Origin of the sequence: Bacillus sp. FDAARGOS_1420, assembly GCF_019344915.1 — a bacterium.
GTDB lineage: Bacteria > Bacillota > Bacilli > Bacillales > Bacillaceae_G > Bacillus_A > Bacillus_A mycoides.
This window is the reverse complement of the sequence record NZ_JAHWJB010000002.1, coordinates 1,780,135-1,806,773: the sequence shown is the minus strand read 5'-3', so window position 1 is coordinate 1,806,773 and position 26,639 is coordinate 1,780,135. Positions and strand designations below refer to the sequence as shown.

General features: G+C 31.5%; 25 protein-coding genes, 1 pseudogene and 1 other annotated feature. Of the genes and pseudogenes, 21 read left to right on the top strand and 5 right to left on the bottom strand.

What is annotated here, in order from left to right; all coding sequences use genetic code 11:
• Positions 1–9 precede the first annotated feature (9 nt).
• The 3 genes from I6L50_RS19425 (at position 10) to I6L50_RS19415 (ending at position 2,737) form a co-directional block, all read left to right on the top strand.
• Positions 10–1,710, top strand: a complete 1,701-nt coding sequence (locus I6L50_RS19425; RefSeq protein WP_219302472.1) for an ABC transporter ATP-binding protein — start codon at positions 10–12, stop codon at positions 1,708–1,710.
• Entirely contained in the window at positions 1,703–2,503 is an 801-nt protein-coding gene (locus tag I6L50_RS19420) for an energy-coupling factor transporter transmembrane component T family protein (protein ID WP_219302469.1), read from the top strand. Before I6L50_RS19425 ends, I6L50_RS19420 begins: the two co-directional genes overlap by 8 nt.
• Positions 2,504–2,638: 135 nt before the next feature.
• Positions 2,639–2,737, top strand: coding sequence for a YjcZ family sporulation protein (locus I6L50_RS19415; protein WP_000007808.1), 99 nt, complete (start codon positions 2,639–2,641; stop codon positions 2,735–2,737).
• A 99-nt stretch (positions 2,738–2,836) separates the two neighbouring features.
• On the opposite strand, the gene I6L50_RS19410 is transcribed toward I6L50_RS19415, so the two are convergent.
• Together I6L50_RS19410 and I6L50_RS19405 are read right to left on the bottom strand one after the other, a co-directional pair.
• A complete protein-coding gene (locus I6L50_RS19410) occupies positions 2,837–4,156 on the bottom strand; it encodes a sensor histidine kinase (protein ID WP_219302467.1) in 1,320 nt (439 codons plus the stop codon).
• A 46-nt stretch (positions 4,157–4,202) separates the two neighbouring features.
• A complete protein-coding gene (locus I6L50_RS19405; protein ID WP_219302465.1) occupies positions 4,203–5,084 on the bottom strand; it encodes a protein kinase family protein in 882 nt (293 codons plus the stop codon).
• Between the two features lie 126 nt (positions 5,085–5,210).
• Here I6L50_RS19405 and I6L50_RS19400 point away from each other — a divergent pair, with 126 nt between their 5' ends.
• The 15 genes from I6L50_RS19400 to I6L50_RS19330 all read left to right on the top strand — a co-directional run bounded on the left by I6L50_RS19400 (position 5,211) and on the right by I6L50_RS19330 (position 21,332).
• Positions 5,211–5,729 carry a GrpB family protein gene (locus I6L50_RS19400; RefSeq protein ID WP_002085248.1) on the top strand — a complete coding sequence of 173 codons (519 nt, stop codon included), beginning with the start codon at positions 5,211–5,213 and terminating at the stop codon, positions 5,727–5,729.
• A gap of 109 nt (positions 5,730–5,838) precedes the next feature.
• A complete protein-coding gene (locus tag I6L50_RS19395; protein ID WP_002085249.1) occupies positions 5,839–6,369 on the top strand; it encodes a hypothetical protein in 531 nt (176 codons plus the stop codon).
• A gap of 12 nt (positions 6,370–6,381) precedes the next feature.
• Positions 6,382–7,056 carry a response regulator transcription factor gene (locus tag I6L50_RS19390; RefSeq protein ID WP_002032425.1) on the top strand — a complete coding sequence of 225 codons (675 nt, stop codon included), beginning with the start codon at positions 6,382–6,384 and terminating at the stop codon, positions 7,054–7,056.
• Complete coding sequence (locus I6L50_RS19385; protein WP_219302463.1) at positions 7,053–8,471, top strand: HAMP domain-containing sensor histidine kinase; 1,419 nt, start codon at positions 7,053–7,055, stop codon at positions 8,469–8,471. The genes I6L50_RS19390 and I6L50_RS19385 overlap by 4 nt, the downstream gene beginning before the upstream one ends.
• Positions 8,472–8,616: 145 nt before the next feature.
• Complete coding sequence (locus I6L50_RS19380) at positions 8,617–9,639, top strand: zinc-binding dehydrogenase (RefSeq protein ID WP_219302461.1); 1,023 nt, start codon at positions 8,617–8,619, stop codon at positions 9,637–9,639.
• 240 nt (positions 9,640–9,879) lie between these two features.
• Positions 9,880–10,479 carry an undecaprenyl-diphosphatase gene (locus tag I6L50_RS19375; protein ID WP_002085252.1) on the top strand — a complete coding sequence of 200 codons (600 nt, stop codon included), beginning with the start codon at positions 9,880–9,882 and terminating at the stop codon, positions 10,477–10,479.
• A 224-nt stretch (positions 10,480–10,703) separates the two neighbouring features.
• Positions 10,704–12,842 carry a penicillin-binding protein gene (locus I6L50_RS19370; protein WP_219302459.1) on the top strand — a complete coding sequence of 713 codons (2,139 nt, stop codon included), beginning with the start codon at positions 10,704–10,706 and terminating at the stop codon, positions 12,840–12,842.
• A gap of 191 nt (positions 12,843–13,033) precedes the next feature.
• Positions 13,034–13,291, top strand: a binding site (T-box leader).
• Positions 13,292–13,356: 65 nt separating this feature from the next.
• On the top strand, positions 13,357–14,595 hold the full coding sequence (locus I6L50_RS19365; RefSeq protein WP_219302457.1) for an MFS transporter: 1,239 nt from the start codon (positions 13,357–13,359) through the stop codon (positions 14,593–14,595).
• A 111-nt stretch (positions 14,596–14,706) separates the two neighbouring features.
• Entirely contained in the window at positions 14,707–15,732 is a 1,026-nt protein-coding gene (locus I6L50_RS19360) for a serine hydrolase domain-containing protein (protein ID WP_219302456.1), read from the top strand.
• Positions 15,733–15,796: 64 nt separating this feature from the next.
• Positions 15,797–16,327, top strand: coding sequence for a GNAT family N-acetyltransferase (locus I6L50_RS19355; RefSeq protein ID WP_257475403.1), 531 nt, complete (start codon positions 15,797–15,799; stop codon positions 16,325–16,327).
• 171 nt (positions 16,328–16,498) lie between these two features.
• Positions 16,499–16,954 carry a CcdC protein domain-containing protein gene (locus I6L50_RS19350; RefSeq protein ID WP_016095464.1) on the top strand — a complete coding sequence of 152 codons (456 nt, stop codon included), beginning with the start codon at positions 16,499–16,501 and terminating at the stop codon, positions 16,952–16,954.
• Between the two features lie 80 nt (positions 16,955–17,034).
• A complete protein-coding gene (locus tag I6L50_RS19345; RefSeq protein ID WP_002085266.1) occupies positions 17,035–17,541 on the top strand; it encodes a DUF3189 family protein in 507 nt (168 codons plus the stop codon).
• Positions 17,542–17,737: 196 nt separating this feature from the next.
• A complete protein-coding gene (locus I6L50_RS19340) occupies positions 17,738–18,544 on the top strand; it encodes a DegV family protein (protein ID WP_219302455.1) in 807 nt (268 codons plus the stop codon).
• Positions 18,545–18,690: 146 nt separating this feature from the next.
• Complete coding sequence (locus I6L50_RS19335) at positions 18,691–19,914, top strand: methyltransferase domain-containing protein (RefSeq protein ID WP_219302453.1); 1,224 nt, start codon at positions 18,691–18,693, stop codon at positions 19,912–19,914.
• 113 nt (positions 19,915–20,027) lie between these two features.
• Positions 20,028–21,332 carry an MFS transporter gene (locus I6L50_RS19330; protein ID WP_219302451.1) on the top strand — a complete coding sequence of 435 codons (1,305 nt, stop codon included), beginning with the start codon at positions 20,028–20,030 and terminating at the stop codon, positions 21,330–21,332.
• 205 nt (positions 21,333–21,537) lie between these two features.
• On the opposite strand, the gene I6L50_RS19325 is transcribed toward I6L50_RS19330, so the two are convergent.
• Entirely contained in the window at positions 21,538–22,407 is an 870-nt protein-coding gene (locus I6L50_RS19325) for an SDR family oxidoreductase (RefSeq protein ID WP_219302449.1), read from the bottom strand.
• A 143-nt stretch (positions 22,408–22,550) separates the two neighbouring features.
• Between I6L50_RS19325 and I6L50_RS19320 the strand changes: the two genes are divergently transcribed.
• The gene (locus I6L50_RS19320; protein WP_002085280.1) at positions 22,551–22,934 is read left to right on the top strand and encodes a winged helix-turn-helix transcriptional regulator; all 384 of its coding nucleotides are present in this window, start codon (positions 22,551–22,553) and stop codon (positions 22,932–22,934) included.
• A 91-nt stretch (positions 22,935–23,025) separates the two neighbouring features.
• Here the strand turns inward: I6L50_RS19320 and I6L50_RS19315 are convergent, their stop codons facing one another.
• The gene (locus I6L50_RS19315; protein ID WP_002085281.1) at positions 23,026–23,724 is read right to left on the bottom strand and encodes a hypothetical protein; all 699 of its coding nucleotides are present in this window, start codon (positions 23,722–23,724) and stop codon (positions 23,026–23,028) included.
• A 507-nt stretch (positions 23,725–24,231) separates the two neighbouring features.
• On the opposite strand from I6L50_RS19315, the gene I6L50_RS19310 reads away from it, so the two are divergent.
• Together I6L50_RS19310 and I6L50_RS19305 are read left to right on the top strand one after the other, a co-directional pair.
• Complete coding sequence (locus tag I6L50_RS19310; RefSeq protein WP_219302447.1) at positions 24,232–25,032, top strand: GNAT family N-acetyltransferase; 801 nt, start codon at positions 24,232–24,234, stop codon at positions 25,030–25,032.
• 46 nt (positions 25,033–25,078) lie between these two features.
• A pseudogene (locus tag I6L50_RS19305) lies at positions 25,079–25,951 on the top strand (glycerophosphodiester phosphodiesterase); the annotation flags it as partial.
• Between the two features lie 106 nt (positions 25,952–26,057).
• On the opposite strand, the gene I6L50_RS19300 reads toward I6L50_RS19305, so the two are convergent.
• Positions 26,058–26,525, bottom strand: coding sequence for a DUF2306 domain-containing protein (locus I6L50_RS19300; RefSeq protein ID WP_219302445.1), 468 nt, complete (start codon positions 26,523–26,525; stop codon positions 26,058–26,060).
• Positions 26,526–26,639: the final 114 nt, after the last annotated feature.

The following is a 26,639-nucleotide window of genomic DNA, read 5'->3' as shown; positions in this document are numbered from 1 at the left end:
GATGAATACATGCAACCAATTATTTCTTTTGAACAATTTACCTTTCAATATAGGCATACCACGCAGCCTACTTTAAAAGATATTACATTTCAAATATATCCTGGGGAAAAGGTACTTATCGCTGGACGAAGTGGTTCAGGTAAGTCAACATTAGCTCATTGTATAAATGGGCTAATCCCATTTTCTTACGAAGGGATAAGTACCGGTAACATTTTAATAGCTGGAAAGGATCCGAGAAAAGGTAGTGTTTTTGAACAGAGTAAACACGTAGGGACAATATTACAAGATCAAGATGCACAATTTATAGGCCTTACTGTCGAAGAGGATGTAGCATTTGCATTAGAAAACGATTGTGTAAATCAAATAGAAATGAGAAAGATTGTTACGGATTCTTTAAAAAAGGTAAGCATGCAGGACTTTCATACACAAAGTCCACATGAATTATCAGGAGGTCAAAAACAGACAGTCTCTCTTGCAGGTCTGCTAACGACAAATGCGGATATATTATTATTTGATGAACCGTTAGCTAATTTGGATCCTGCATGTAGTTTGAATACAATAGAACTCATTAAAAATATACATGAGAAATATAATAAAACAATTGTAATTATTGAACATCGAATAGAAGAAATATTAAACCTTGATTTAGATAAAATTATTTTAATAGATGAGGGAGAAGTTATTGCCGCTGGTTCACCGGATAGTATTTTAAATTCTGATATATTACCAAATATCGGATTAAGAGAACCTATTTATATCGAGGCGCTAAAGAAATTAAATTTTGACAGTAATAATGTTAGGGTATTTCCAATTGAAAATCTTCGTAATGCAGACGTTCATAGCCTATTAAAGAACTGGATGCAGAAGCAAGTTTCATCAAAAAACAAATATATTAAAAAAGCTTTATGCAAGATAGAAAATTTATCATTTACGTACAATAACAAACATACAGCCTTAGAAGATATCAACCTTTCAATAGGAGAGGGAGAAATAGTAGCGTTATTGGGTCATAATGGAGCAGGAAAATCGACATTAGCTCATACTCTTATAGGAATAAATAAAACAGAGAATGGGAGAATAACATTCGATGGAGAAAATATAAATTGTTGGTCTATTCGTAAACGCGGGGAAGTTATTTCTTATGTTATGCAAAACCCAAATCAAATGATTACACAGCCTACTGTTTTAGAAGAGGTTTCATATTCATTAAAATTAAAAAAGGTTTCTAAAGATGAGATTGAGACAAGAGTCGAAAAAGCTTTAAGAATTTGTGGATTATATCCATTTCGTAACTGGCCAATTCAGGCATTAAGCTATGGACAAAAAAAGAGGCTTACTATTGCATCTGTACTTATAACAAACCCAAAACTTATTGTATTAGATGAGCCAACAGCTGGACAAGATTATTATCATTACAAACAGTTTATGTCGTTTATTAGAAAACTGGCTAAAAGGGGCATATCCTTTATTATTATCACACACGATATGAATCTTGCTTTAGAATATGCAGATCGAGCGGTAGTTCTGCATGAAGGGAAAATTATTGCGGACAATACTGTATCTGCTGTTTTAGGGGATCGAGGAACGTTACAAAGAGCTAATCTACGGGAGATTTCATTAATAAAACTAGCTAAATTAAGCGGAATTCCAACTCCAGAAACATTTGTGAAACTTTATATTGAAGCTAATAGGAGGGAGGAATATGCATAATACATATTTTTATCGTATGGATGGTGCAATTAAATTATCTTTATTTATATTTTGTATGACACTTACTTTTTTATTTTTTGATTTTCGTATATTGCTAATTTTATTTATTGTTGGATGTATCGGCCTCTTAATTGCAAAAATTCAATTGCGTAAAATTATAGTTATTTTCAGCGTTATATTTACATTTAGTTTATTAAATTCCGTTATGATTCTTTTCATTACGCCCACCCATGGATCGGAATTAACGGGATCGTATACCTCTTTTTTTTATATAGGTTATGCAACAATTACATATGAAACTTTATTTTATGCAGCTACACTTTCATTGAAATATTTTACGTTATTACCATTTACACTTCTTTTTATTTATACAACTCATCCAAGTGAATTTGTGAGCAGCTTAAATAAATTTGCTGTTCCTTATAAAATTACATATGCAATAAATATTGCACTGCGTTATATACCAAGCATTCAATCTGAATATATAATCATTAGACACGCGCAGGAAGCAAGAGGCGTACCTTTTGAAAAAGGAGAAGCGAGCTTGTGGATTCGTATGAAAAACCGTGTTTTAATTTTTTGGCCACTTATTATTCATTCATTAGAAAGGATTGATACTGTTTCAAATGCAATGGATTTAAGAGGTTTTGGAAAAAATGATAAACGAACGTGGTACTATGCAAAAGACGCACAAAAGGAGGATTACATCACACTTTTTGTTGGTATTATCATTTTGATTATTGCAGTTTACTTAAAGCTGAATGTATTCCAAAGCTTCTGGTACCCATTTTAAAGCACTCTCAATAGAGTGCTTTTACTAATTTTTATGAAGACATGCTCAAAAAAGGGAGATATACATACTGTATAATACGAACCAGTTAAAATGATCAACTACCTATTAGTTTTCAAACCAAAAGGAGGAGAAAATATGAGTTTCGGCGGTTCTTGTGGTTTTGGTGGAGGTTTCGCTTTATTAGTTGTGTTATTTATTTTATTAATTATTGTTGGATGTAGTTGTTGGAGCTAAGGGTACTAATTTCTAATTAGTCTCTTCTAAATGTAAATTAAAAAAACATAGCAGATACTTTTTGTATCGAAATAAAAAAGGAGCCATTATGCTCCTTTTTTATTTATTATGCAACGTGCTCTCATTATTATATTTTGGGAATGTAATAGTTAAAGTAGTTCCTTTATTAACGATACTTCGGATTTTTAAACTGCCTCGCATCGTTTCAATAATTTTAACAGCAACCATCGTTCCTAAACCAGTACCTTTCGTTTTTGTACTAAAATACGGTTCGCCAAATCGATTAATTTGCTCTTGCGACATTCCAACTCCACTATCTTGAATCCTTATTATGACCTTATTATTGCTGACAGTTGCAGAAATAATTAGATTACCGCCACATGGCATTGCTTCTATACTGTTTTTTATTAAATTTAAAAAACATTGATGGAAGTGCTGTGTATTACCAATAATTGTTCCCTCTGAGAACTCTTTTGTAATATTAATATTATTCATGTTACAAAAAGGCAACATCATATTAATAACTCGATTTAACTCGTGCTCCACTGAAATATGATCTAGTTTTTCTGAAGCTGGTTTGGCAAAAGTTAAGTAATCATCAATAATTGCTTGTGCACGATTTAACTCTTCAAGAATATGTTCAATATACTCATCTTTGGATTGTTGAGTTATATTGGGTGTTTTTAAAAGTTGTGTAAATCCTTTTACAACAGTCAATGGATTCCTTACTTCATGTGAAATACTTGCAGCGAGTTGGCTGACAATCTCCATTTTTTCAACTTTTATTAATTTTGATCGCATAAATATTGCATCTTTTAAAACCTCATTAAAATAGACCATAAATAATATTAAAATAGTTGGTAATAGAATGAAATAAATAATGTACAAATTATTCACTTCAAAATCTGATAGAGTTAAAACAATTACTGTTGTAAATATTGCAAGGAAAAAAGTTAAAAACATAGATGAAGTTACTTTTATTTTCCTATTGTATGTATTAAATTTTGATGATGCGAATGCTGTAATGATTAACATCGTTCCATAAACAATGATTGTTAACAGGCTAAAACCATAAAACATAAAACGTATTATTAATAAAATCATGAGTAATACAATACCGACTGGAAATCCACCATAAAGTGTACCAATTAAAAAGGGGATTTGTCTTAAATCGTGAATATAATTTTCATCCATATAGATGGGATACCGCATACATAAAATTAGTGGGATACTCGTACAAAGAATGATAAGTAGTTTCTTATATTTCTTCCCGAAGTACCCACTATCATAAATAAAATAAAAAACAAATATACTGCTTAAAATATAAAGAAGATTATTTAAAACATTTTGATTAATGTAAACAAAGTTCATAATACATGCCCCGTTATCCTGAATTTCAATCCCATATGTATTATACATTATAAAAGTGCAAGTTTTACATGTACTTTTACAATGTATGTAGTTTTTATAGATTTTCAGTGTTATAGGCTTTTAACCATGCATTATTAAACTCTTCCATTGACGCATAGCGCTCACTACGATTTTCATTTACAGCACGGTATGCTACTTCATATAAGCCTTCACTAGCTTCCCATTTCATAAAGGAACGATCTTGCCCGCCACCTAGTAGTGCAAAAGCTATAGCCCCCATATTAAATACGTTTGTTTGTCCGTCTATTATAGAGTTAAGTTGAAACTCTTCAGGTGACATAAAACGAGATGACCCCCACATTCGTCCCATCTTATTTACATACGGTTTGTTACTGTATAAATCAATATCACAAATTTTTGTTTCATTAGTTTTAAAGTTGTACAAAATACTACCGTCATAAAAATCAATAGCTACATAGTTTTTGTGTTCAACGTAAGTATGGAAATTAAAAATAGAATTTAATGAAATTAGCCTATTTTTAACGGATAATTTCTTATATTTATAAAATGGTGAGTTAGGATCATTGTATTTTGCTGGGGGTGGGAAGCTCCAGTGCGGGTGAAGACATTCACCGTCAAACCAATCGAAAATTAAAACATATCCATGTTGTACAGGATAGTGATCAATTAAACTTATAAGAGAAACGTGTTTTAATTCATTGTATATAGTAACTGAGCTTTTTAATCTTTGTATAGCTTCATTTGTAGAAGCATTATATGCGAGTGTTTGTGCCCCTGCATATTTTATAAAGTTCTTTTTCCCATTCTTTTCAACACCAAAACTTATATTACCGGAATCTTGTTGGTCAAAAACCGCAAATACTGTACCTAGTTTTGTAAGCCAATCAAAATTATGATGTTTTTTTAGTTGGAATGTTATAGTATCTAACTGAATTTTAACTGGAATATCTTTCATAATTCACCTCAAATTTAATATAATTAAGTTGTCCATTACAGTATTCGACATATTTTGTGAAATCCCTATATTTATAAACTTAAATTTTATAAATATAATAATATATAGTTATAAGGAGGAAAGCAAATGGATGGAAAAATCATAATTAAACCGTACCAACAATATTGGCATACAGAGTTTTTAAATGAAAAAAATAAAATTGTGCCGTTACTCCATGAAGAAATTATTGCCATTGAACATATCGGAAGCACAGCCGTAGAAGGGTTAGGGGCTAAACCTCTTATTGATATGATGATCGGCGTAACAAATTTACAAATTACCGGAAATTGGAGGGAAGCCCTAGAAGAAATTGGCTATGAATATGTTCCTAAAAAAACACCTAATTGGCGTTTTTTTAGAAAAGGTAAATGGAGAGCTGGTACCCACCATTTACATGTTTATATTTATAATAGCGAGGAATGGAGGAACAACCTTTTATTTCGAGACTTTCTAATAAATCATGAGTGGGCACGTGAAGAATATAGAGTATTAAAAGAGATGCTTGCTGCTGCATATCCTTTTGATCGTGTTTCATATACAAATGCAAAAGCACCGTTTATTTGCAACATATTAGAATTGGCCAAAAAGGAGATAAATAAAATATAAGTAGTCTGCAGATTCTCATTTTATTTTAATCTTTCTCTCATGTTATTCTCTCTTTTACTTGATACACTGCTGAGTATAGAGCTTTTGAGTCAAAAGGAGATTATATAAAATGGAGAAAATACTTAGAAATAAATATTTCCATATATATGTTAAAATCATCGGTATTACTATTATTGTTTGTAGTGTAGAATTGCTATTTATTAATGTTTTGTACGGGAATGTATTAAATGTACAATGGCTAAATAAGAAATTAGGTTCTTTAGGTGAATACGGGGTAATTATAGCTGCATCATTATGGTTCTTACGTCATATATGGTTATTTTTAAAGAAGAAACATATTCACGGATTTAAAATAATTAAAGAGCTATATCTTTTTATAAAACATTTTCACGTATTAATTGGATACGCTGTAATAGCTGTTGCGACTACTCACGGTGTTTACTTTTTAATAAAAGGAAGTCGTCATATAATACTAATATACAGTGGTATATTTTCTCTTTTAACCTTAATAACATTAGGGGTTGCGGGATTTGTTTTACAGAAATCTAATCAGAAAACAAAATTGAAGATGTATCGAAAAGCACATCAAATTATTGCAGTCATATTCGGAATAGGATTACTTATTCATTTAATCGTATAGGAGGAAGTATCGTTGCAACATATACTAATTATTGAGGATGAGGAAAGCTTAGCAGATTTTTTAGAATTAGAATTAAAGTATGAAGGATATATAGTAGATATACAACTTGATGGAAGAAAGGGATTAGAAGCAGCACTTGAAAAGAATTACGATCTCATATTACTTGATTTAATGTTACCAGGATTAAACGGACTGGAAGTATGTCGTCGACTAAGAGCAACTAAAAGTACACCTATTATTATGTTGACTGCTCGTGATAGTATTATGGACCGTGTGACAGGGTTAGATAGTGGAGCTGATGATTATCTTCCAAAACCGTTTGCAATTGAAGAACTTTTAGCACGTATGAGAGTGATTTTTAGGAGAGAAGAAAATACAGAGCAAAAGCACGCATCATTTCTTTCGTTTAAAGATCTACAGCTTCAGATTGAATCTCGAACTATAACTAAAGGAAATGAAGAAATTGAACTTACAAATAAAGAATTCGAGCTACTGCTTATGTTTATGAAAAATATTAATCGAGTTCTTACCCGTGATATTTTACTGGACCAAGTATGGGGTTATGATGCAATGGTTGAGACGAATATAGTCGATGTATATGTTCGTTATTTACGTAATAAGTTACATAGTGTGGATAAGGAGGAGTATATCCAAACAGTCCGCGGTGCTGGATATATAATGAAATGATAAAAAACATTGTGCACCGAATTCGGAATTTACCTATAAAGTGGAAATTAACACTTTGGTCCACTACACTAGTATTCATTTTGTTTATTTTGTATAGCACGTTACAATTCATTGTAATTAATAAGTGGACTATAGATTATGAACAGAAACAAATAAACAGACAATTGACAGAAATAGCGGCATATTTTCAAGATAAAAACGAAACGCTCTCGAGCAAAACATTTGAAAATAGTAAAGAATTTCTAAATAATATGATTGATAAACATCAAATGATTCGTATTATCGGAAATGATGGAAAGCCCATTGTTACTGTTTCTCGAGATTTTAATGAAGCTTGGATAAAACCAAAACAGGTTACCCAAGATGAATCCTTAATAAAAAGACATATAGAAGATCGAATATTAGTTGAGCGCATACCAATTCAAACAAAAAAATTCACGGGAACTATTGAACTTACGAAAAACTTAGAGACATTTGATCATTTATTAAAAATTATCTTAGTGGTAATGGTCTTTGCAGGGATATGTGGATTAGTGTTTAGTTTTTTAGGCGGAATACTTATAACGAAAAAGCTTTTATCAAGTGTTCAAAACATAACGGATACGATGAAGCGTATTAAGAAAAACGGACTAAATGAAAGAGTTCCAGTACGAGAAAATAATGATGAACTCGCAAAATTATCGATTCTTTTTAATGAAATAATGGATGAAGTAGAAACTTCTTTTACACAGCAAAAACAGTTTGTAGAAGACGCATCGCATGAATTAAGAACACCATTAACAATTATTCAAGGGCACTTATCAATGTTGAATCGATGGGGGAAAAATGATCCAGCTATATTGGATAAATCTCTTCAATCCAGTTTAAAAGAAGTAGATCGATTAAATAAATTAGTTTCAGAATTGCTAGAACTATCAAGAGCTGAATCAGAACAGATGCATCCAATAGCAGCTGAACGAGTCCATGTTAATAGCGTATTAAAACAAGTTACACAAAACTTTGCAATACTGCAAACTGACTTTCAATTTGATATGAAATTGGATGCAGATGAAGCGTATGTTTCAATACCATCATCTTACTTAGAACAAATAATTATTATTGTAATGGATAATGCAGTGAAATATACAAAAGAAGCTACTAAGTATATTTGCATTGAATCAAGTATGCGGTCAGGAAAAATTAAAATCCGAATAATAGATCATGGGGCAGGAATACCTGAAGCAGATTTACCATTTGTTCTTAACCGTTTTTATAGAGTTGATAAAGCGAGAAGCCGAAAACAAGGTGGAAATGGGCTAGGTTTATCAATTGCAAAAAGGCTTGTAGAAAAATATAACGGAGCTATTCAATTAGAGAGTAAAGAAAACGAAGGAACAATTGTTACAATTACATTTCCTGATACTACACATGAATAGTTAAAGGTAAAAAATTCTTTTTGAAAATACTTTTTAAAAGGAGGAATACATTTTGTATTTCCTCCTTTTTTGATGCTTAGTAATCAAATTATTTTATTTATTTCGATATTTAAAGTACATTGAAAGGATTAAGGGGGAATAATTAATGAAAGCTATTGTACATCAACATAAAAAAGGGTTAGAAGGTTTAGAATATAAATTATCACCGGAGATAACTCCTAATGTGGGGGAAGTTAAAGTGAAATTAAGAGCAGCAGGTTTAAATCATCGTGATTTATTTATAATGAATAATAGAAAAGAAATGGAACTACCATTAGTTTTAGGGTCAGATGGTGCAGGTATTGTTATAGAACTAGGAGAAGGAGTTTCAAATATTTCACTACATACCGAGGTTATTATTAACCCTAGTATTGGATGGAATAATACTCATGAAATACCAGAGTTACCTGAAGTACTAGGTGGACCAGCCGATGGAACGTTTGCTGAATATGTTATTGTACCAGCAGAAAATGTAGTGGAAAAGCCATCATATCTTACGTGGGAAGAATCTGGCGTTTTATCTTTATCGGCATTAACTGCATATAGAGCGCTTTTTACAAAAGGTAGATTAAAACCTGAAGAACATGTCCTAATTCCGGGAATCGGCGGTGGTGTAGCTACTTATGCTATGTTATTTGCTAAAGCAATTGGAGCAAAGGTGAGTGTTACTTCAAGGATAGAGGACAAAAGAAAGGCTGCTGAAAAATATGGAGCAGACTTTTCTTTTAATAGTTCTGGTAATTGGGACGAGTGCCTACATGGGGAAAAAGTGGATTTAATTATAGATAGTATAGGTCCGGCGACTTTCTTAAAATATTTTGATATATTAAAACCAAATGGAAGAATCGTTAACTTTGGTGCAAGTTCAGGAGATAAAATCGAATTACCGTTACGAGCATTATTTTATAATCAAATCGATATTATGGGAACATCAATGGGGAGCAGTGAAGAGTTTAATGCGATGATTCATTTTATAGAGGAACATAATATTAAACCAATCATTGATAAAGTATATCCATTAGAAGAAGCAATTCAAGCTTTAAATCGAATGCAGCAAGGAGAACAATTCGGTAATATTGCCCTTCGTATGGAATGGAAATATGATTTCAGAGAAATTATATTTAAATGAACATGTTAAGTATTATATTCATGCATAAAGTGTTTACCATACTATTTAAAATGTTTTACAAGCTTTATACATACTTAGCTCTTGTAAATAGTTACACGATTGTCAAATGAATAGTAATAAAATGAGAATTAGATGAGAAAAGTTTAAGCCCATTTTCATATTGATGTTGTATACTGTGTAAATCAAGAACACTTGTATCTTTATTTAAAGTACAATGAGTAATAATAAGGGGAGAGTAATATGAATTACACAGTATTTCAATGGATTAATAACTTTGCTGGATCATCCAAGCTATTAGATACGCTAATGATCGCTATTACAAATAGTGTTCCATATGTAGCTATTCTATTCATGCTTATCCTATGGTTCAATAATGGAAAGAAAGAGAATGCAATTAGAAAACAATATACAGTGTTATATACGACACTTTCAGTTAGTATTGCATTATTAGTAAATGTTCTTATACATGCGGTATATTACCATCCGCGTCCTTTTATAACACATCATGTAAATCAATTAGTACCGCATGCAGCAGATTCATCATTTGTAAGTGATCATTCTGTACTCGTATTTTCGATTGCTTTCGTATTTATTCTAAGAGGAGAAAAACTTAAATATATCGCGTTAATATGGGCAATATTAGTCGGTGTATCACGCATGTACGTAGGCGTTCATTATCCTCTAGATATACTTGGTGCTGCGTTCTTAACATTTATTACAAGTGGATTAGTGATGCAAAGCGCACGTATATTTGAACCGTTAGCAAGTTTTATTTTCAAAATGTATGCACTAGTAGCAAAACGAGTTCCTTTTTTAGCGAAATATAACCACATAGCGTAAACTTAAGAACCTACCAAAAAGTAGGTTCTTTTTATTTGAAGATTCGAAAAATTTCACTCACCGTATTTAATATTTAAAAACATAAACAATCAGAAACAAATAGCAACTTAGATTGTTTTCTTATCGTTTTAGAGGAATTCACTGAAAAAACTACGAAAAATATAGTATCTAAAATAAAAAAGTGCATCTTCGCATTAATGCATTGTAAAGGAAAGGAGATTAGTATGCATAAACTTCAAACGAATAAAGGCGCTCGATATATGATGATTGCTTTTATTGTTTTGTTTCTTACTATGCTTTTACGTATATTTTATATTCAAGCAGTAGGAGTCGTGCATAATGTTAATGTAAAGGATCTTGCGAAGGAACAACAAAACAAAAATGGAGTTTTAGAGGCAAATCGCGGGACAATTTATGATCAAAACGGTAAAGTATTAGTCCAAGACTCAACGACATATCGCATCGTTGTAAACCTAAAAGGAAAAGATAAATTAAAAGATAAAGAAGATACCGCACAACGTTTAGCAGATGCGCTTGAAGTTGATAAAGAGGAGATCATGAAAAATTTTCATGAAGGACGTACGCAAGTTGAAATTGGTAAAATTGGACGGAATTTACCTAGAGAAGTGAAGGAGGAAATAAAAAAATTAAAAATACCAGGGGTGTCATTTACGACAGAAAAAGCTAGAGTATATCCAAACGAAGACTTTGCATCATATATCCTAGGTTTTGCTAGGCCAGATGAAAAAGGAAATGCAGAAGGTAAGTTTGGACTTGAACAAAGTCTTGATAAATATTTGCGCTCTACAAACGGAAATGTAAAATATGTAGGTTCACGAAATGGTATCCCACTTACAAATGATATAGGAAAAATAGAACCTGCTAAAAATGGAAATAACGTGTATCTTACGCTTGATAAACAAATTAATAGTTTTTTAGAAGACGCGATGAATAAAGCTGAGCAACACTATGATCCTTCTATGTTAGTAGGTATTATTGCGGATCCAAAAACAGGTAAGATTTTAGCAATGTCTAGTAAGCCTAGTTATAATCCTAACAAGGGAGACATTGAATATTTTTTAAACGATCCAATTGCGAATGCATTCGAACCAGGGTCTACAATGAAAGTTTTTACATTAGCTGCTGCAATTAATGAAGGTGTATATAACGGGAAAGAATATTTCCAATCAGGAAAATACGCAGTTGGTTCAGCAGAGATTAAAGATCATAATGGCGGCTATGGATGGGGCTCAATTACATTTGATGAAGGGTTTGAAAGGTCATCGAACGTTGCTTTTTCTATTTTAGAAGACCAGTTACTGAAACCAAATAAATTCAAGCAATATATGAATAAATTTGGTTTCAATCAAAAAACAGGGATAGATTTACCTGGAGAAAGTAAAAATACATTATTGTTAAATACTCAAATTCAACAAGTTACTACATCTTTCGGCCAAGGCTCAACTGTAACTCCTATTCAAATCGTACAAGCGGCCACAGCTATAGCAAATGACGGGAAAATGATGCAACCTTATATTGTTGATAAGGTTGTAAATCCAACAAATAAACAAGTTATTATGGAAAATCAACCTAAAGAAATAGGCAATCCGATTAAAAAAGAAACTGCAGATAAGGTAAGGAACTTAATGGAGCGAGTTATTACTTCATCAAAAGGAACGGGAACGATGTATAAAATTGATGGTTATCCGATTGGTGGTAAAACAGGGACAGCGCAAATTCCAAATCCTGAAAATGGACGATATATGGAAGGGAAAGATAATTATATTTTTTCATTCTTGGGAATGGCTCCAATTGATGATCCGCAATTAGTCGTATATTTAGCCATTAAGCAACCTAAATTAAAAGGGAATGAATACGGTGCTCAGCCTCTTGCTGAAATTTTTAAACCAGTTATGAAAAATAGTCTAGAATATTTAAAAGTGAAACCATATACAGAAAAGCAAATGGCAGATGCAACAAAGAAATCTGAAATAAAAGTACAAAATTATGTAAATCAAACAATGGATACCGTAAAAAATATTGCAGAAAAAGAGAAACTTCAGCCGGTATTATTAGGAGAAGGAAAGATAATAAAACAATATCCACAGACTGGCGAGGTAATGAGTGAAGGAGATCGCATATTTCTAGTAGGAAGTAATGTGAAAATGCCTAACCTAAAAGGTTGGTCAATGCGTGATGTTATGTATTTCTCTAAGTTGTTGAAATTAGATTTAAAAACAACAGGTACAGGGTATGTAACGAGTCAAAGCATTGAAAAGGAACAATATATACAAGAAGGTGATACTTTAAAACTAGATTTGGAACCGCCTCTAGAACCATTAGCAGAAGCGAGTACAAATTAATATCGAATTTTGTAAGAGTCTATAGTAGAATAGGCTCTTTTTGTTAGAGTTACAAGCAATTTCACGCACCGTATTTTTTAATAAATAAAAAATCAAGTTACAAAATTATAAAGGATGCTCACTTTTTAAAAAAACTGATTATTCTTTTTAATTATTTACAATATAAAACCTATGTGATAATATGGAAAAAACCAAATGCAGTGAAGAGAAGAGTAAATAAAATGAATTTTTCACAGAGAGCTCCATTTAGCTGAAAAGGAGCAAAAATTCTTTATTGAACCAAGCCTCTGAGCAGCACATCGGAACCTTTTAAAAGTGGATGGTGTGACGGGAGCTCCCGTTATAGAGCTAAGGTATAAGCATGAAAATAGTGCAGTACCTGATAAGGTTAATATGGCGACATATTAACAAACTAGGGTGGCACCGCGATGATAAATCTCGCCCCTAAGACTTTAAGTCTTGGGGGTGGGATTTTTTTATTGTTTTAAAACAATTTAGAAAGCGGGTGCCTAAAGTGAAAAAATTACTTAAAGATTTGAAATATCCTTTATTACTATTGTCCGGAGTTGGTATTGCGAATTTAGGTGCATGGATTTATTTAATCGCACTGAATGTACTTGTCTATAATATGGGTGGCTCAGCCTTAGCTGTCGCTACTTTATATGTGATAAAACCATTAGCCACTTTATTTACAAACGCTTGGTCAGGAAGTATGATAGATCGTTTAAATAAACGAAAGTTAATGATTCACCTCGATATATATCGAGTAGTATTTATCGCTATTTTACCCTTGGTTCCATCCCTTTGGATTGTCTATCTCTTAGTATTTTTTATAAGCATGGCCAGTGCGATTTATGAACCAACTGCTATGACATATATGACGAAATTAATTCCAGTAGAGCAAAGACAACGTTTCAACTCACTACGTAGTTTAATAGGATCAGGTGCATTTTTAATTGGTCCAGCAGTGGCGGGGATATTATTAATAACTGGTACACCAGAGTTTGCTATATATATGAATGCTATAGCATTTTTGCTATCAGGGTTCATTACATTACTTTTACCTAATCTTGATAAAAAAGACGATTTTAATACATCCAATGATAAATTGTCACTAACTGTATTAAAGAAAGATTGGAACATAGTTTTAAATTTCAGCAAAAAATCTGTGTATATAGTATGTGTTTATTTCCTATTCCAAGGAATGATGGTTTTAGCTACCGCTATAGATTCACTTGAACTATCGTTTGCGAAAGAAGTTTTATTGTTAACAGATAGTGAGTATGGCTTTTTAGTTAGTACCGCTGGTGCGGGTTTTATTTTAGGAGCAATAACAAATACAATTTTATCAAAAAAATTAGCACCTTCATTTCTAATTGGGATAGGATCATTATTCATTGCAATCGGATATTTGATTTATGCTTTTTCAAATGAGTTTTTAATGGCTGCTATCGGATTCTTTGTTTTATCTTTCTCTATGGCATATGCAAATACAGGATTTTACACATTTTATCAAAATAACGTTCCGGTTCATATGATGGGACGAATCGGGAGTATATACGGGCTCATTATAGCTGTTTTAACAATTTTCATAACGATTCTGTTCGGCGTTGCAACTCAATTCACTTCTATACAACTTGTAGTCATTGTAGGAGTATTGGTAATGCTACTTATTACTATCATATTGTGCGTGTTTACTTTATTACCATCGCAGTCTAAGGTATATTCCGCTGAATCAATAAATTCGAAATAGTTCCCTTGGTTTTTATTTGAAACTTAGGGGGTTGAATAGGAGGTTTCTTTCCCCTATATATGGAAAAATAATAAGGGGAAAGAACAATACCAATAAACAAGGGTGGTTATTATGATAAAAACAAAAGATCAAATAGAGAAAATTGTAAAAGAAATACATCAGAATATAGATTTTTCTGGGGTAGTCTTAATAAAAAAAGATGATGATATTATTTATGAAAATTCATTTGGATATGCTAACCGAAGTGAATGTATAAACAATACACTACAAACAAGATTTGGAATTGCCTCAGGATGCAAATTATTCACTGCTATCAGTATCTGTCAACTTGTTGAAAGAGGTGTAATTACTTTTCATACAAAGTTAAAAGATTGTCTACATATTAAATTTCCAAACTTTAATGAAGATATTACAGTACATCAACTTTTAACGCATAGTTCAGGTATTCCAGATTATTTTGATGAAAGTATCATGGATAACTTTGAAGACCTTTGGAAACAAACTCCTATGTATCTATTAAAAAGTTTAAAAGACTTTTTACCATTATTCCAAAACAGTAATATGATGTTTACACCAGGAAGTAAGTTTTACTATAACAATGCAGGTTTTATTATACTTGGATTAATTATAGAACAGCAGACAGGACTTGAATTTACGGAATATATAGAAAGAAACATATTTGTTCCAGTTGGTATGAATGATTCAGGCTATTTCTCTTTAGATAATTTACCAAAACATACAGCTCTCGGATATATAAAGGATGGAAATAGTCAAAAATGGAGAACAAATGGATACTCTATACCCATAAAAGGAGGTTCTGATGGTGGTGCTTATATTACTGCACCAGACATGGTGAAATTTTGGGAAGCTCTATTTAACAACGAAATATTAAGCCACGAATATACGAAGTTACTTTTAACTCCTCATATTTTAGTGAATAATAGCCAGTCTTACGGCTATGGAATATGGATTGAAAAAAGACAAGGAAATATTTTTAAATATCATGTAATGGGATATGATCCAGGCGTGAGTTTTCGCTCGGCCGTATACCCGGAATTAGGAATTACATTAGTTATTCCATCAAATAAAGGGGCAGGACCTGAAAAACTAATGGTAGAAATAGAAGGAGCGTTTTAATTACATGGATATAAAAATTAGAGCATATAAAAAAGAAGACGAAATAGGCTAGGTACGTTGCCGTGTGTTATCTTTTTTAGATACAGCATATTATGACAATGTACTTAGAGGGAAAGAAAAATATGAAAATCCTGCTATTGAATTAGTAGCTGTACACGAAGATCAAATAGTGGGTTTAATAGATATTGAATACGAATTAGAAGAACGTACTGTTTGTTCAAGAGGAACTGGTCTTGGCGGTATGATTTGGCATATTGCAGTTCATCCCGATTTTCGCAGAAGGAGAATTGGTAATCAACTATTAAATGAAGCAGAAAAGATGGCTAAAGAACTTAAGCTAAATCGATTGGAAGCATGGACTAGAGACAATCTGTGGGTACATGGATGGTATGAAAAAAATGCTTTTGTAAACGTAGATTCATATTTACACGTATATTCTGATCATACAGATGAAATAAAAGATGTAATAAAAAGTAATATAGAACAGTTAAATCCGGTTCAAACATTTACTCATTACACAGGTGAAAATAAAGAAGAGATAAGAAAACAATTTAAACGGGTTCATGAATGTACTCGTTTTGAATACAGGTACTAAAAGACGTACGAGTAAAAAGTACGTCTTTTTATTTTTATAAATAATGCTTAAGACTGATGTGAAAGAACACTCCATATTTTACAATTTAATGTAGATATTGTATTTCAAGTATCGAATAAAGAAAGAAGAATATAATTTTTAAAGGGAAACGTGTAAATAGGGGGGATTTTATTGGATATTATCGTTGTTATTCTTATTATCGTTTTAATGCAAGGGAAAGAACGTAAAGTGAAAATTAATCGTATTTGGCTTGTTCCAGCTTTATTGTGCTATGTAACAATTCAGTCCATTGTTCACATGGAGCAAGTAACTTTATTGCAAGGACTTCTCTTCGTTGCAATGTTTGGAATTGGATTGGCACTTGGGATTATTAGGGGGAAAGCTTTAACATTTCGGTTAGATAGTGAAACGGGTCATGTATTACGAAAAGGAAATTGGTTAAGTACAATTATTCTCCTTGTTATTTTAGGTGCGAAAATCGTGATTAAGCAAAGTATGTTTTCTGGCAGTACGCACTCCACATTAATGGTTGTAACGAATGCCTTCCTCTGTATCACATTAGGTACAGTAATTAGTAGACGATATTATATTTGGAAAAAATATAATGAATTAACACAAAGAGTATAAAAAAATTCATCCCTTGTTTAACAATCTTTTGAATGGTGATACTAATTAACATTGAACTTTTTACAATAAGGGATGATATTATGATTTTTATCTACACAGATTTCGGTGGAACGCATACAACCTCGCTAGCTGCAGCTTATCATTTAAATAAATTACCAACTGATCGGAAGTTAACGAAAGAAGAAATTTTAAATGTGGAGTACTTTAATAAATTGAAAACAGAAGATATGGGGAAAATTATTTTTCATGGACAAGATGAATATGGGAATCCCGTATATACAATTGGCTGCGGGGCATCAAAGGTCGTTGTACCTGCAATGAAGCATTTAGGAGAGATTCTGCAAAAACATTATCAAAACCATGATAAGATTATTTTTTCTAATACATCACCAACAGTTCCATTGCCAATGACTTTAGGCGGTTTGTTTTCTAGAAGATTTCATATTGATTTTATTGGTGTACCGTTACTCGTATGGGGAGCAAAGATTTGCTGTGATAACATCCAGCGACTTGTCAGTTATACGAAAGAAGCGGGGCGAATGACGAATGATTATGTTGTCATTTTAGATAACGAAACATTTAAGTAATTTAATGTTAAAAGAAAGCCGGAAAATTGTGTGGTTTTCTTTTTTTTGATAAATAGACAAAAAACATTCACATTTATTATACATCTACTATAGCCAAAATAATAAAGTCCTGTTACTATTACAGGGGATATTCTCTTTTCGTAAGATAAATATATAGAAAAGTCAGAAAAGAGGAACAGAATAAGGGAGGAACAACATGAAGCGTGTTGCTTGGTTTACTGATAGTACAACTGCGAGTTTTACAACAGATGGTGATAACTTTGTTATCCCAATTGAAGTTATTATTGATGGAGTGTCTTATAAGGATTGTGAAGAAGGAGTTCATAAACGTCTTTATGAAGCGTTAAATGATGGAAGAACAGTTACTACTTCGCAACCTAACATAGGGGAAATGGTAGAATTATTTACTAAATGCAAAGAAGAATATGAAGAAGGCTTTGCAGTTGCTATTAGCGGAAAAGTAAGTGGGACCTATCAAAATATGAAGTTAGCTGCTGATATGGCAGGTTTCCCTTTAACTGTATTAGATAGTGAAACGACAAGTTATCCAATGGATGAACTTTTGAGAAAAGCTAAAACGTTATACAATGATGGTATGACTTTACAAGATATACATAAAACATTAGTAGATGAAAAAAGAAGGCCTTTTTATGTATTTCCAAAAAGCTTAAAAGGTTTATATGCAAGTGGTCGAGTAAAGGGAGTTCAATTTTTACTTGGAAGTTTATTAAATGTCAACTTAATCTTAGAAGTAAAAGGCGGAGAACTTTTACTTGAAAAGAAAGTGCGTAAAATCCAAAAATGTAGAGAATACATTAAAAATGAGCTTGAAAAAGAATTACCAAAAGTACTTCATATGTTCTATGCTAACGATAAAGATGGAGCTGAAGAATGGATTTCAGATATTAAACAATCATTTCCTGAAATGGATTTCAAACTGTATCCATTGCCGATTTCATTTGCTGTACATGCAGGTGAAGGTACAATAGCAATTAGTTATTAAGAGGAAAACCCGTGAATGATTCGCGGGTTTTTTTATTTTTTTCTACAATTGCCCTATACTAGATAATTATACATAGATGGATAAAAGGATTTCCTACTATTAGAAAAGAAGTATTTATAAACAAATACTAAAATGGTAGTGATATTATGAAAATCGGAAAGTTTGGAGAAAAAAACAATATAAGTATAGATACAATTAGACATTATATGGATCTCGGACTAATTATTCCTGAAAAAAAGGGTGGCCATTATTTTTTTGATGAGTATTGTCAAAAAGATGTAGAGCTTATATTAGAGTACAAATGGCTAGGATTTAGTTTGAATGAAATTAAAGAACTTTTTCTTTATAAAAGTTTAGCAAAATCTATAAATTATGAAAAAGATACTTTTTACCAATCTTTATTTAAATTGAAATACGAAAAGATTGAACAAGAAATACAAATTTTAGAGGAAAGAAGAGATAAATTAAAGACAGCGTTAAATAATTTATCTATAACAACTGAGATTTCTAATTCAATTTTAGGGGTAGATTTAAGGGTGCTTAATTTTCTTACATGTTTTAAGTGTAGCGGAAATTTAATTCTTCAAGATGGAATTATTAATAGTAATCAAATTACGGAGGGGAAATTAACTTGTAATTGCGGCGAAGAATATGTTATTAATTCAGGGATTTTAACAGCAGATAAATCGTTTGAAACGTCTGACAGGGCTTCTTTTGAAGATCCTATTTCAGATTATATCCATGCAACTGATTCTTCTTATTTGGAGAATATACATAGAATAGGAGAATGGGCGAAAAAGAAACTAAAACAACTAGATTTAAATGACAAGGTAATACTTGATATAGGATCGGGTCTTGGATTCTTTTTACGAAATATTTATGAAGAGCTGCCAGAGGATTGCTTATATATTGCTGTTGATCGAGATTTGAATAAACTTCTATTTTTAAAAGATGTAATTGAAAAAAGAAATTCCAAAAGAAACATTCTTTTTATTTGCGCTGATTTTTTAAGTATACCTATTCAGAACCATTCTGTTGATATTGTAATTGATCAGTCTGGTACAAGTAATTACAGTTTTGAGCATGAAAAATTTTTATTGCACGAATTAAAATATCTATTCAAACCTGATTGTTATTTATTAAGTTCATTTATTGTATTTAAAAATTTTAGCATAAATAGCCAAATTACAACTAGATTAAGAGATAATTTTACGTCTTCAAAAGTCAAGGAAGAAATCCAAAAGCTACAGTTTAATTCCATAGATGAAAGAACTTCAGAATATATAGAACGAGGAGGAAAATACGAGGATTTCTTTGTTCAAGGAGAAGAAATTTATACATATTCATTTTTCGGAAAAAGATGGGGTTAACCCCATCTTTTTTAATTTTTCTTTTAAAAGTTTTTAATACTAGCATATTGATATTGGGTTGACCCGAGAACTTACACTGTACGTAATACAAAGTTAAGCGGGAGGGAAAAGTTATGGGGAGTTTACGATTACATTTACAAAATGAAAAAAGAAAACAAGAACTAAGAAATATTTGTCTCTATGTAATTTGGAAAACAGTATCAATATTTGGTAGCTCTATTTATAGTTTCGCATTAGGATTATATGTTTTACAAATAACCGGATCAGCATTAAATTTCGCAATTACACTCATTTTAGGAACGATTCCAATGATTGTTATGAATCCATTTGCCGGTGTAATTGCAGATAAGGTTGATAAAAAGAAGTTGGTTGTTTGTATGGATCTATTAAATGGAAGCTTATTAATCGCCGTTTATATAGTAAGCAGCAATTATAATTTAAACTTATTCATCATTTATACTACTACCTTTCTTATGTCGGTATTTACAACATTCTTTGGAATAGGGTTAGAAGCCGCAAAACCAAATATCGTCTCTGAAAAGAGGTTAATGAGTATTAACTCTATAAGTAAAATTATCGATTCTGTATCTTTAATTCTCGGTCCTATGTTAGGGGGCATCGTTTTTGCTGTCTTAGATATAAAAACTTTTATAATTATAAATGGTATTTCATTTATTCTTTCGGGCATATCCATATTGTTTATTCACTTTAACTTGTTCAAGTACAACATAAATGATGGATGTTCAAAAAGAGAAATTAATTTTATTAAAGATATAAAAGAGGGGTTTTCTTACTTAATTGAAAAGGAAAGCTTAAAGAATACGTTTAGTATTTTAACTTCACTTAATTTCTTCCTAGGTTTTGCTGTAACTGTTCCATTGCCATATATTATAAATACGGTTCTCAATCTAAGTTCTAAGCAATTTGGTATGATTCAAGGGACTTTTCCTGTAGGGATGATAATTGGTGCAATTTTAGTAAAAAAGATAACTGATCGTTTTTCTTACTCCTATCTTTTAAAAAAGTTAAGTTCAATGTTGGCAGTTTTTATGATTATTTCAGGAATTCCAGTTCTATTCAAAAGTTTTGAAGTAAATAATTTTGTATACGTTATTACGTATTGTGTTGTTATGTTCTTTTTAGGGCTAATAATAGCATTAATTGATATTCCTTTAATTTATTTCATGCAAAAAGAGATTCCTGATGAATATAGGGGGAGGGTACTCAGTATTGGATTAAGTATAGGTAAAATGATGCAGCCAATAGCATTGGCATTATCAGGATTATTATTAAATTATATCCCTGCTTACACGCTTCCAATTACAGGAGGGATAGTATTTCTTATTTTGAATAAGGCTTATTCAAATAAGTTGAACTTAGAAATTCATTCAAAAGATTATAGTGTTTTGCGTAGCTAAGTAAATTTGTTAAGTAACAAAAAGATGTTTATTTTGCAATAGAGTCCTTTAAAAAATAATAATGTTGTTTAAAAATCCTTCTTTAACTAAAGTGATAGATGGTCGAAGTAAAGGCAGTAATAAAGAAGTGCCATTCCTAATGTGGACTGGCACTTTGTAAGATACAAAATTTATTATTTGATCTCGGCTGTAGAATTTGATTTATCTATTTTGTATTTACTAATAAATGTGTTAATGCTTGCTTTAATGGTGTAGCCTGACGTTCTAATAAGAAATTCAAATGGGTATGTGTTGATTCTAATCCTCCTTCACGAATCCCTTTTTGAGTCATTACTAACATTGGAAGGTAGGCTTCAGGTACTCCAGCACCTTTTAACATTTCTTCATAAGAAGAGTCATCTACTTCTAATAAAGGAATTTCTTTACCTAATACTTCACTTAATGTATCAACAAATTGCTGTTGTTTTAAATTTTCACCAGAAAGTTCATAAATCTTATTTTTGTGACCATCAGCTACCAAAACATTCGCTGCTGCTTCAGCTAAATCCGGACGATATACCCAACCGATTTTCCCTTTTCCTGCAGAAGTCACCCAAGGGGCACCAGCCATACAGCTTTGAATTGTACCAAGTTCATTTTCTACATACCAGTTGTTACGCAGAATCACATAAGGAATACCTGATTCAATAATTGCTACTTCACGTGCTCTATGCATGCCTGCTAGGAAGAAGTCATTTCCTTCTGCTCTTGTAACACTTGGATAAATAATTTGTTTTACACCTGTTGCTTGGGCAGCTTCTACTGCATTTGTATGCTGACGTATAACTGTATCAAAGTCACCAAATGTTGACATGATGAATAAACGATCAACATCTTTGAATGCTGAAAACAAGGTTTCTTGATTTTCAAAATCCGTTACACGTACTTCTAAGCCTTGTTCTTTATAGCTTAGTGCTTTTTCAGACTTGTCATCACGTACACCAACAATTATTTCTTCAATTGATAATCTGGTAAGTAAATACTCAACAATTTTAGAACCTAAATTTCCGTTTGCACCTGTTACAAAAACTTTCATACAATCTCCTCCGTTACATACAGCGTTATTTTTGATTTTTGTATACATTACATATACTATTTCTTAAGAAGGATTTATGTAAGTAGGCACAATTTAATAACATAGTCATAAAAATAGTACTTAGCGAAAAAGGAGATTTTATTATGGCACGTTTTAGTTATCAAGATGAATCGGTTTCTGAAGAAACACAGCAAGAAATTTGTCCATTAACAGTTACCCAAAATGCAATTGCAGGAAGATGGAAAATCGTGATTTTGTGGCATTTAAGCAAAAATGAAATTATTAGGTTTAATGAATTATTGAGGATGTTACCTGGCATCTCAAAAGGAATCTTAACTAGACAATTAAGAGAGCTTGAAGAGGACGAGCTAGTACACAGAGAAGTTTATAAAGTTGTTCCACCAAAGGTAGAATATTCTTTAACAGAGCAGGGGGAAAAGTTTATACCTGTATTAGAAGCAATGCAAGCTTGGGGTAAAGATTTACTAAATAAAAAAATAGAGATGTATGAAAAGCGTCAGGACTAATAAATTATTAATACCTTCCTATTACCAATAGGAAGGTATTAAGTTCAAATTAAATACTGAACAATTTATTAATGTAAGTTGTACTGGAAAACTATCGTAATTCGGCTGTCTTTCTAATAACTATTTTATCAATATCATCTTCTTCATCACCAATAAATAATCCGCGCTCTTTTAAATATGTTTCGAAGTATAAATCTGCTTCTGCACGTTCATCATATGGCTTTACAGATAGAACGAAACCTAATTTATTTTGCTCCTCTAAATGAGAAGTGGAGATGTAAGCCGGTACATTGTGGCGTAAAAAGAGCTCTTTAACCGGAATAATCATATCTTTCATCAATTTCGTTAGCATACCCATTTCAAACTCAAAATTAAAGCGATCTATACTAGATAAATCCGCGAATACTACACCAATAAAACCTGTATTAAATACTTCTTGATATTCAATGTCTTCGTCACCATAAAAATTCTTTTCGATCAAATAATTTATAAAATAAGAAACACCATCACTTTGTTCAAACGGTTTTGTTGAAAGAACGAAGCCAATTTTCTGTTGTTTATGTAAATACACACATGACATGTATGCAGCGATATTATGTTCTTTAAATAATGCACTCGTTGCTCCAGATAGACCATCTAGTACGTGATGAACAATTTGAAGTTTTTTACGAGCGAAATAATAGGATTTCTTTTGTAACTCCAATGTATCAATAAAGACAGAGCCGATAAAGCCTGTATTTGAAATAATAGGTGTTTGCTTTTTTCTTCCTCTGCGCTTTGCTTGAGTCATTGTTAAAATCATCCCTTCATGTACAATTAAAATAAAAAGAACGTTTGTTCGTATATTTATATTTTACTATTAAAACGCTCTAAAGTAAAGGGTTTTTTATGAAAAAACAACAAAAAAGACACCTATAAAAGGTGTCTTAAACGCTGTAGGGAAGAGGGTTCATCCCAACTATTTATATTATGATACAGAAACAATCTCTTCTGTATCTTCTACATCTAAATGACAGTCCATAGTACGGACATCTTGATCCTCATGACTTCCGAAATAAATAGTAATTTTCATATGTATCGCTCCTTTATTCTAGGAATACCTAAAATAATTACTAGTAATGTTAATATTTATTATATACCACTTTTTTCATTCCGACAACGTTATATCATTTTTAATTCTTTTAGGGCGCAAAGAGTGATTTATAGAGATATTTTTATAGAAATAGGTACATTTCTTATATGTTATATTTAATACTGAAAGATTCGAATACGAATTTTTATGAAAGGAGCAAAATTAATGAATTATAAACAGTTACTAATAGACAATTTCACATATAAAACCTCATATATTGCGCGGCAGGTAAATGGAATGGATGTAAAAGAAACGAAGGATTACATTACTATCGACTGCGGATTACCTGCAGATACATTTAATATTATTACACTACTAAATAGTAATGTAACGGAAGGGATTGAGAAATTATATAAGGAGGTAGAATGCTATAATCAAAAGAAATTTCCAATGAGTGTTTGGTTTTGGGATGATAAACAAGAACAGACTATAAAAAGCGAATTAATCAAACTTGGTTTAAAAGAAGCAGAACAGAATATCGCGATGGTAGCAGACTTAAGAAAAATTCATCCAATAATAGACATTCCAGTAGGTTTTACAATACAAAAAGCAACATCGCCAGAACAAATACAACAATTTGGCGAAACGTTAGCGGCTTTATTCGGTACATCAGCAGAAGGTACTCACGTTCAAGCATACTATAATCAAATTTCTTCTTTAGATGTATGGAATAGCGATGACATGAAACTATACTTAGGTCTTTATAAAGGTGAGGTAGTATCTGTTGGCTCTTTAGTATGTACGAAAGATAGTGTCGGTATTTATGATATAGCGACTAAAGAAGAAATGAGAGGAAAAGGTTTTGGCTCTACTATGTTTAATTTCCTGCTGCAAGAAGCAAAACAATTAAAAAATATGTACTGCGTACTAGAAGCTTCACCTGATGGAATTAACATTTATGAAAAATCTGGATTTAAAGCTGTAGGACAAATGACTGTTTTTGAAAACCAGCATTTATTTGGATAATTCATCCAAATAAAATTGCTTTAAATATAGGAGTTAACATACCGTTATGAAAAAAATATCTCTAATTACACTCATATGCTTCTTTATGGTAATAAGCATCTTTGTTTTTCAGCAAATAAATGAACATAAATACATTAAAGCTACTAATACATTAAATCATATAAAAAACATTGCACATAGAGGTGCATCTGCATATGCACCAGAACATACAATAGAAGCTTACAAATTAGGACAACAATTAAAGGGAGACTATATAGAAATAGATCTTCAAATGACAAAAGACGGACGTTTAATAGCTATGCACGATGAAACATTGGATCGTACAACGAACGGTACTGGATTAGTAAGAAATCATACATTAACAGAAATAAAACAACTTGATGCAGGCAGCTTTTTCAATGAAAAATACCCCGATTTAGCAAAAGAAGAATTTAAAAATGCTAAAGTTCCAACACTAGAAGAAATTATTGAAACGTTTGGACATAATGCTAACTATTATATCGAAACAAAATCACCAGATGAATATCCTGGAATGGAAGAAAAACTATTAGAAATTATAAATCGCTACCAAATAAATGATAAAGCTATTATTCAATCATTTAGTGAAGAAAGTCTGCGAAAGATTCATAATTTAAATGCCAATATACCGTTAGTACAATTATTATCATATAAAAAAGCAGTTCAATTAACAGAACTAGAAATTGAGAATTATAAAAAATACTGCATTGGCCTAGGAATGAACTTTAAATATATTGACGCAGCCTATGTAAAAAAAATAAAGAAATATGGATTAGAAGTGCATCCATTTACAGTAGATAATGAAAAGGATATGAAAAAGTTACTTATATGGGGTGTAGACGGGATGTTTACTAATTATCCGGATCGTTTACATTCAATAAAGCCTTTAAAAAAACAGAAAAAAAAAGAATCCAATAAAACTTGGATTCTTTTTATTTTCTCTTCTATGTCTTTACTACATTAAATATCATTTTTACAAAACAAACTAGAAAGTAAACAAAATGTAATTAATTTTCCCTTTGTTTTTTATATTTTCTTGATACACTGGCTACGAGAGGAATACCAATTATAGTAGGTAAGAACCAAAACCATATTGGTGGAAGTAGATTTAAAATAGGGATATACATACCAATGTTTACTAAAAGTGCGGTAACTGCACCAATATAAGATCCTAACATACCTCTAATATGGTGTTGCAACCAATTTCTCCATCGTTTTTTTCTTGCAAGATATCCGTAAATCGCAAATGAATAGGAGATAATTGCTACATAAAATAAATATGCGATTTCATCCCACTTTATAATGGCCAATATAATTGCCGTCAGGGTTATGACAACATAAGATGCATGATATATTTCGCCCCATTCCGTATGTTTTCCTTTCTTTTTTTGAGCAACCATCGCTACAATACCAGTAATTAAACATATGGTTCCAAATAATATGTGTATGGTCAAAAGAATATTGAAAATGCTCATAAAAGTTCCTCCTTTTTTATTTTTATAGTATTGCAGTATAGGAGAAAAGTTGAAAAATATAGTTAGTTCGCCTTAATATATTGAAATAAAGGTACTCCTAGAACAAAATGAAAT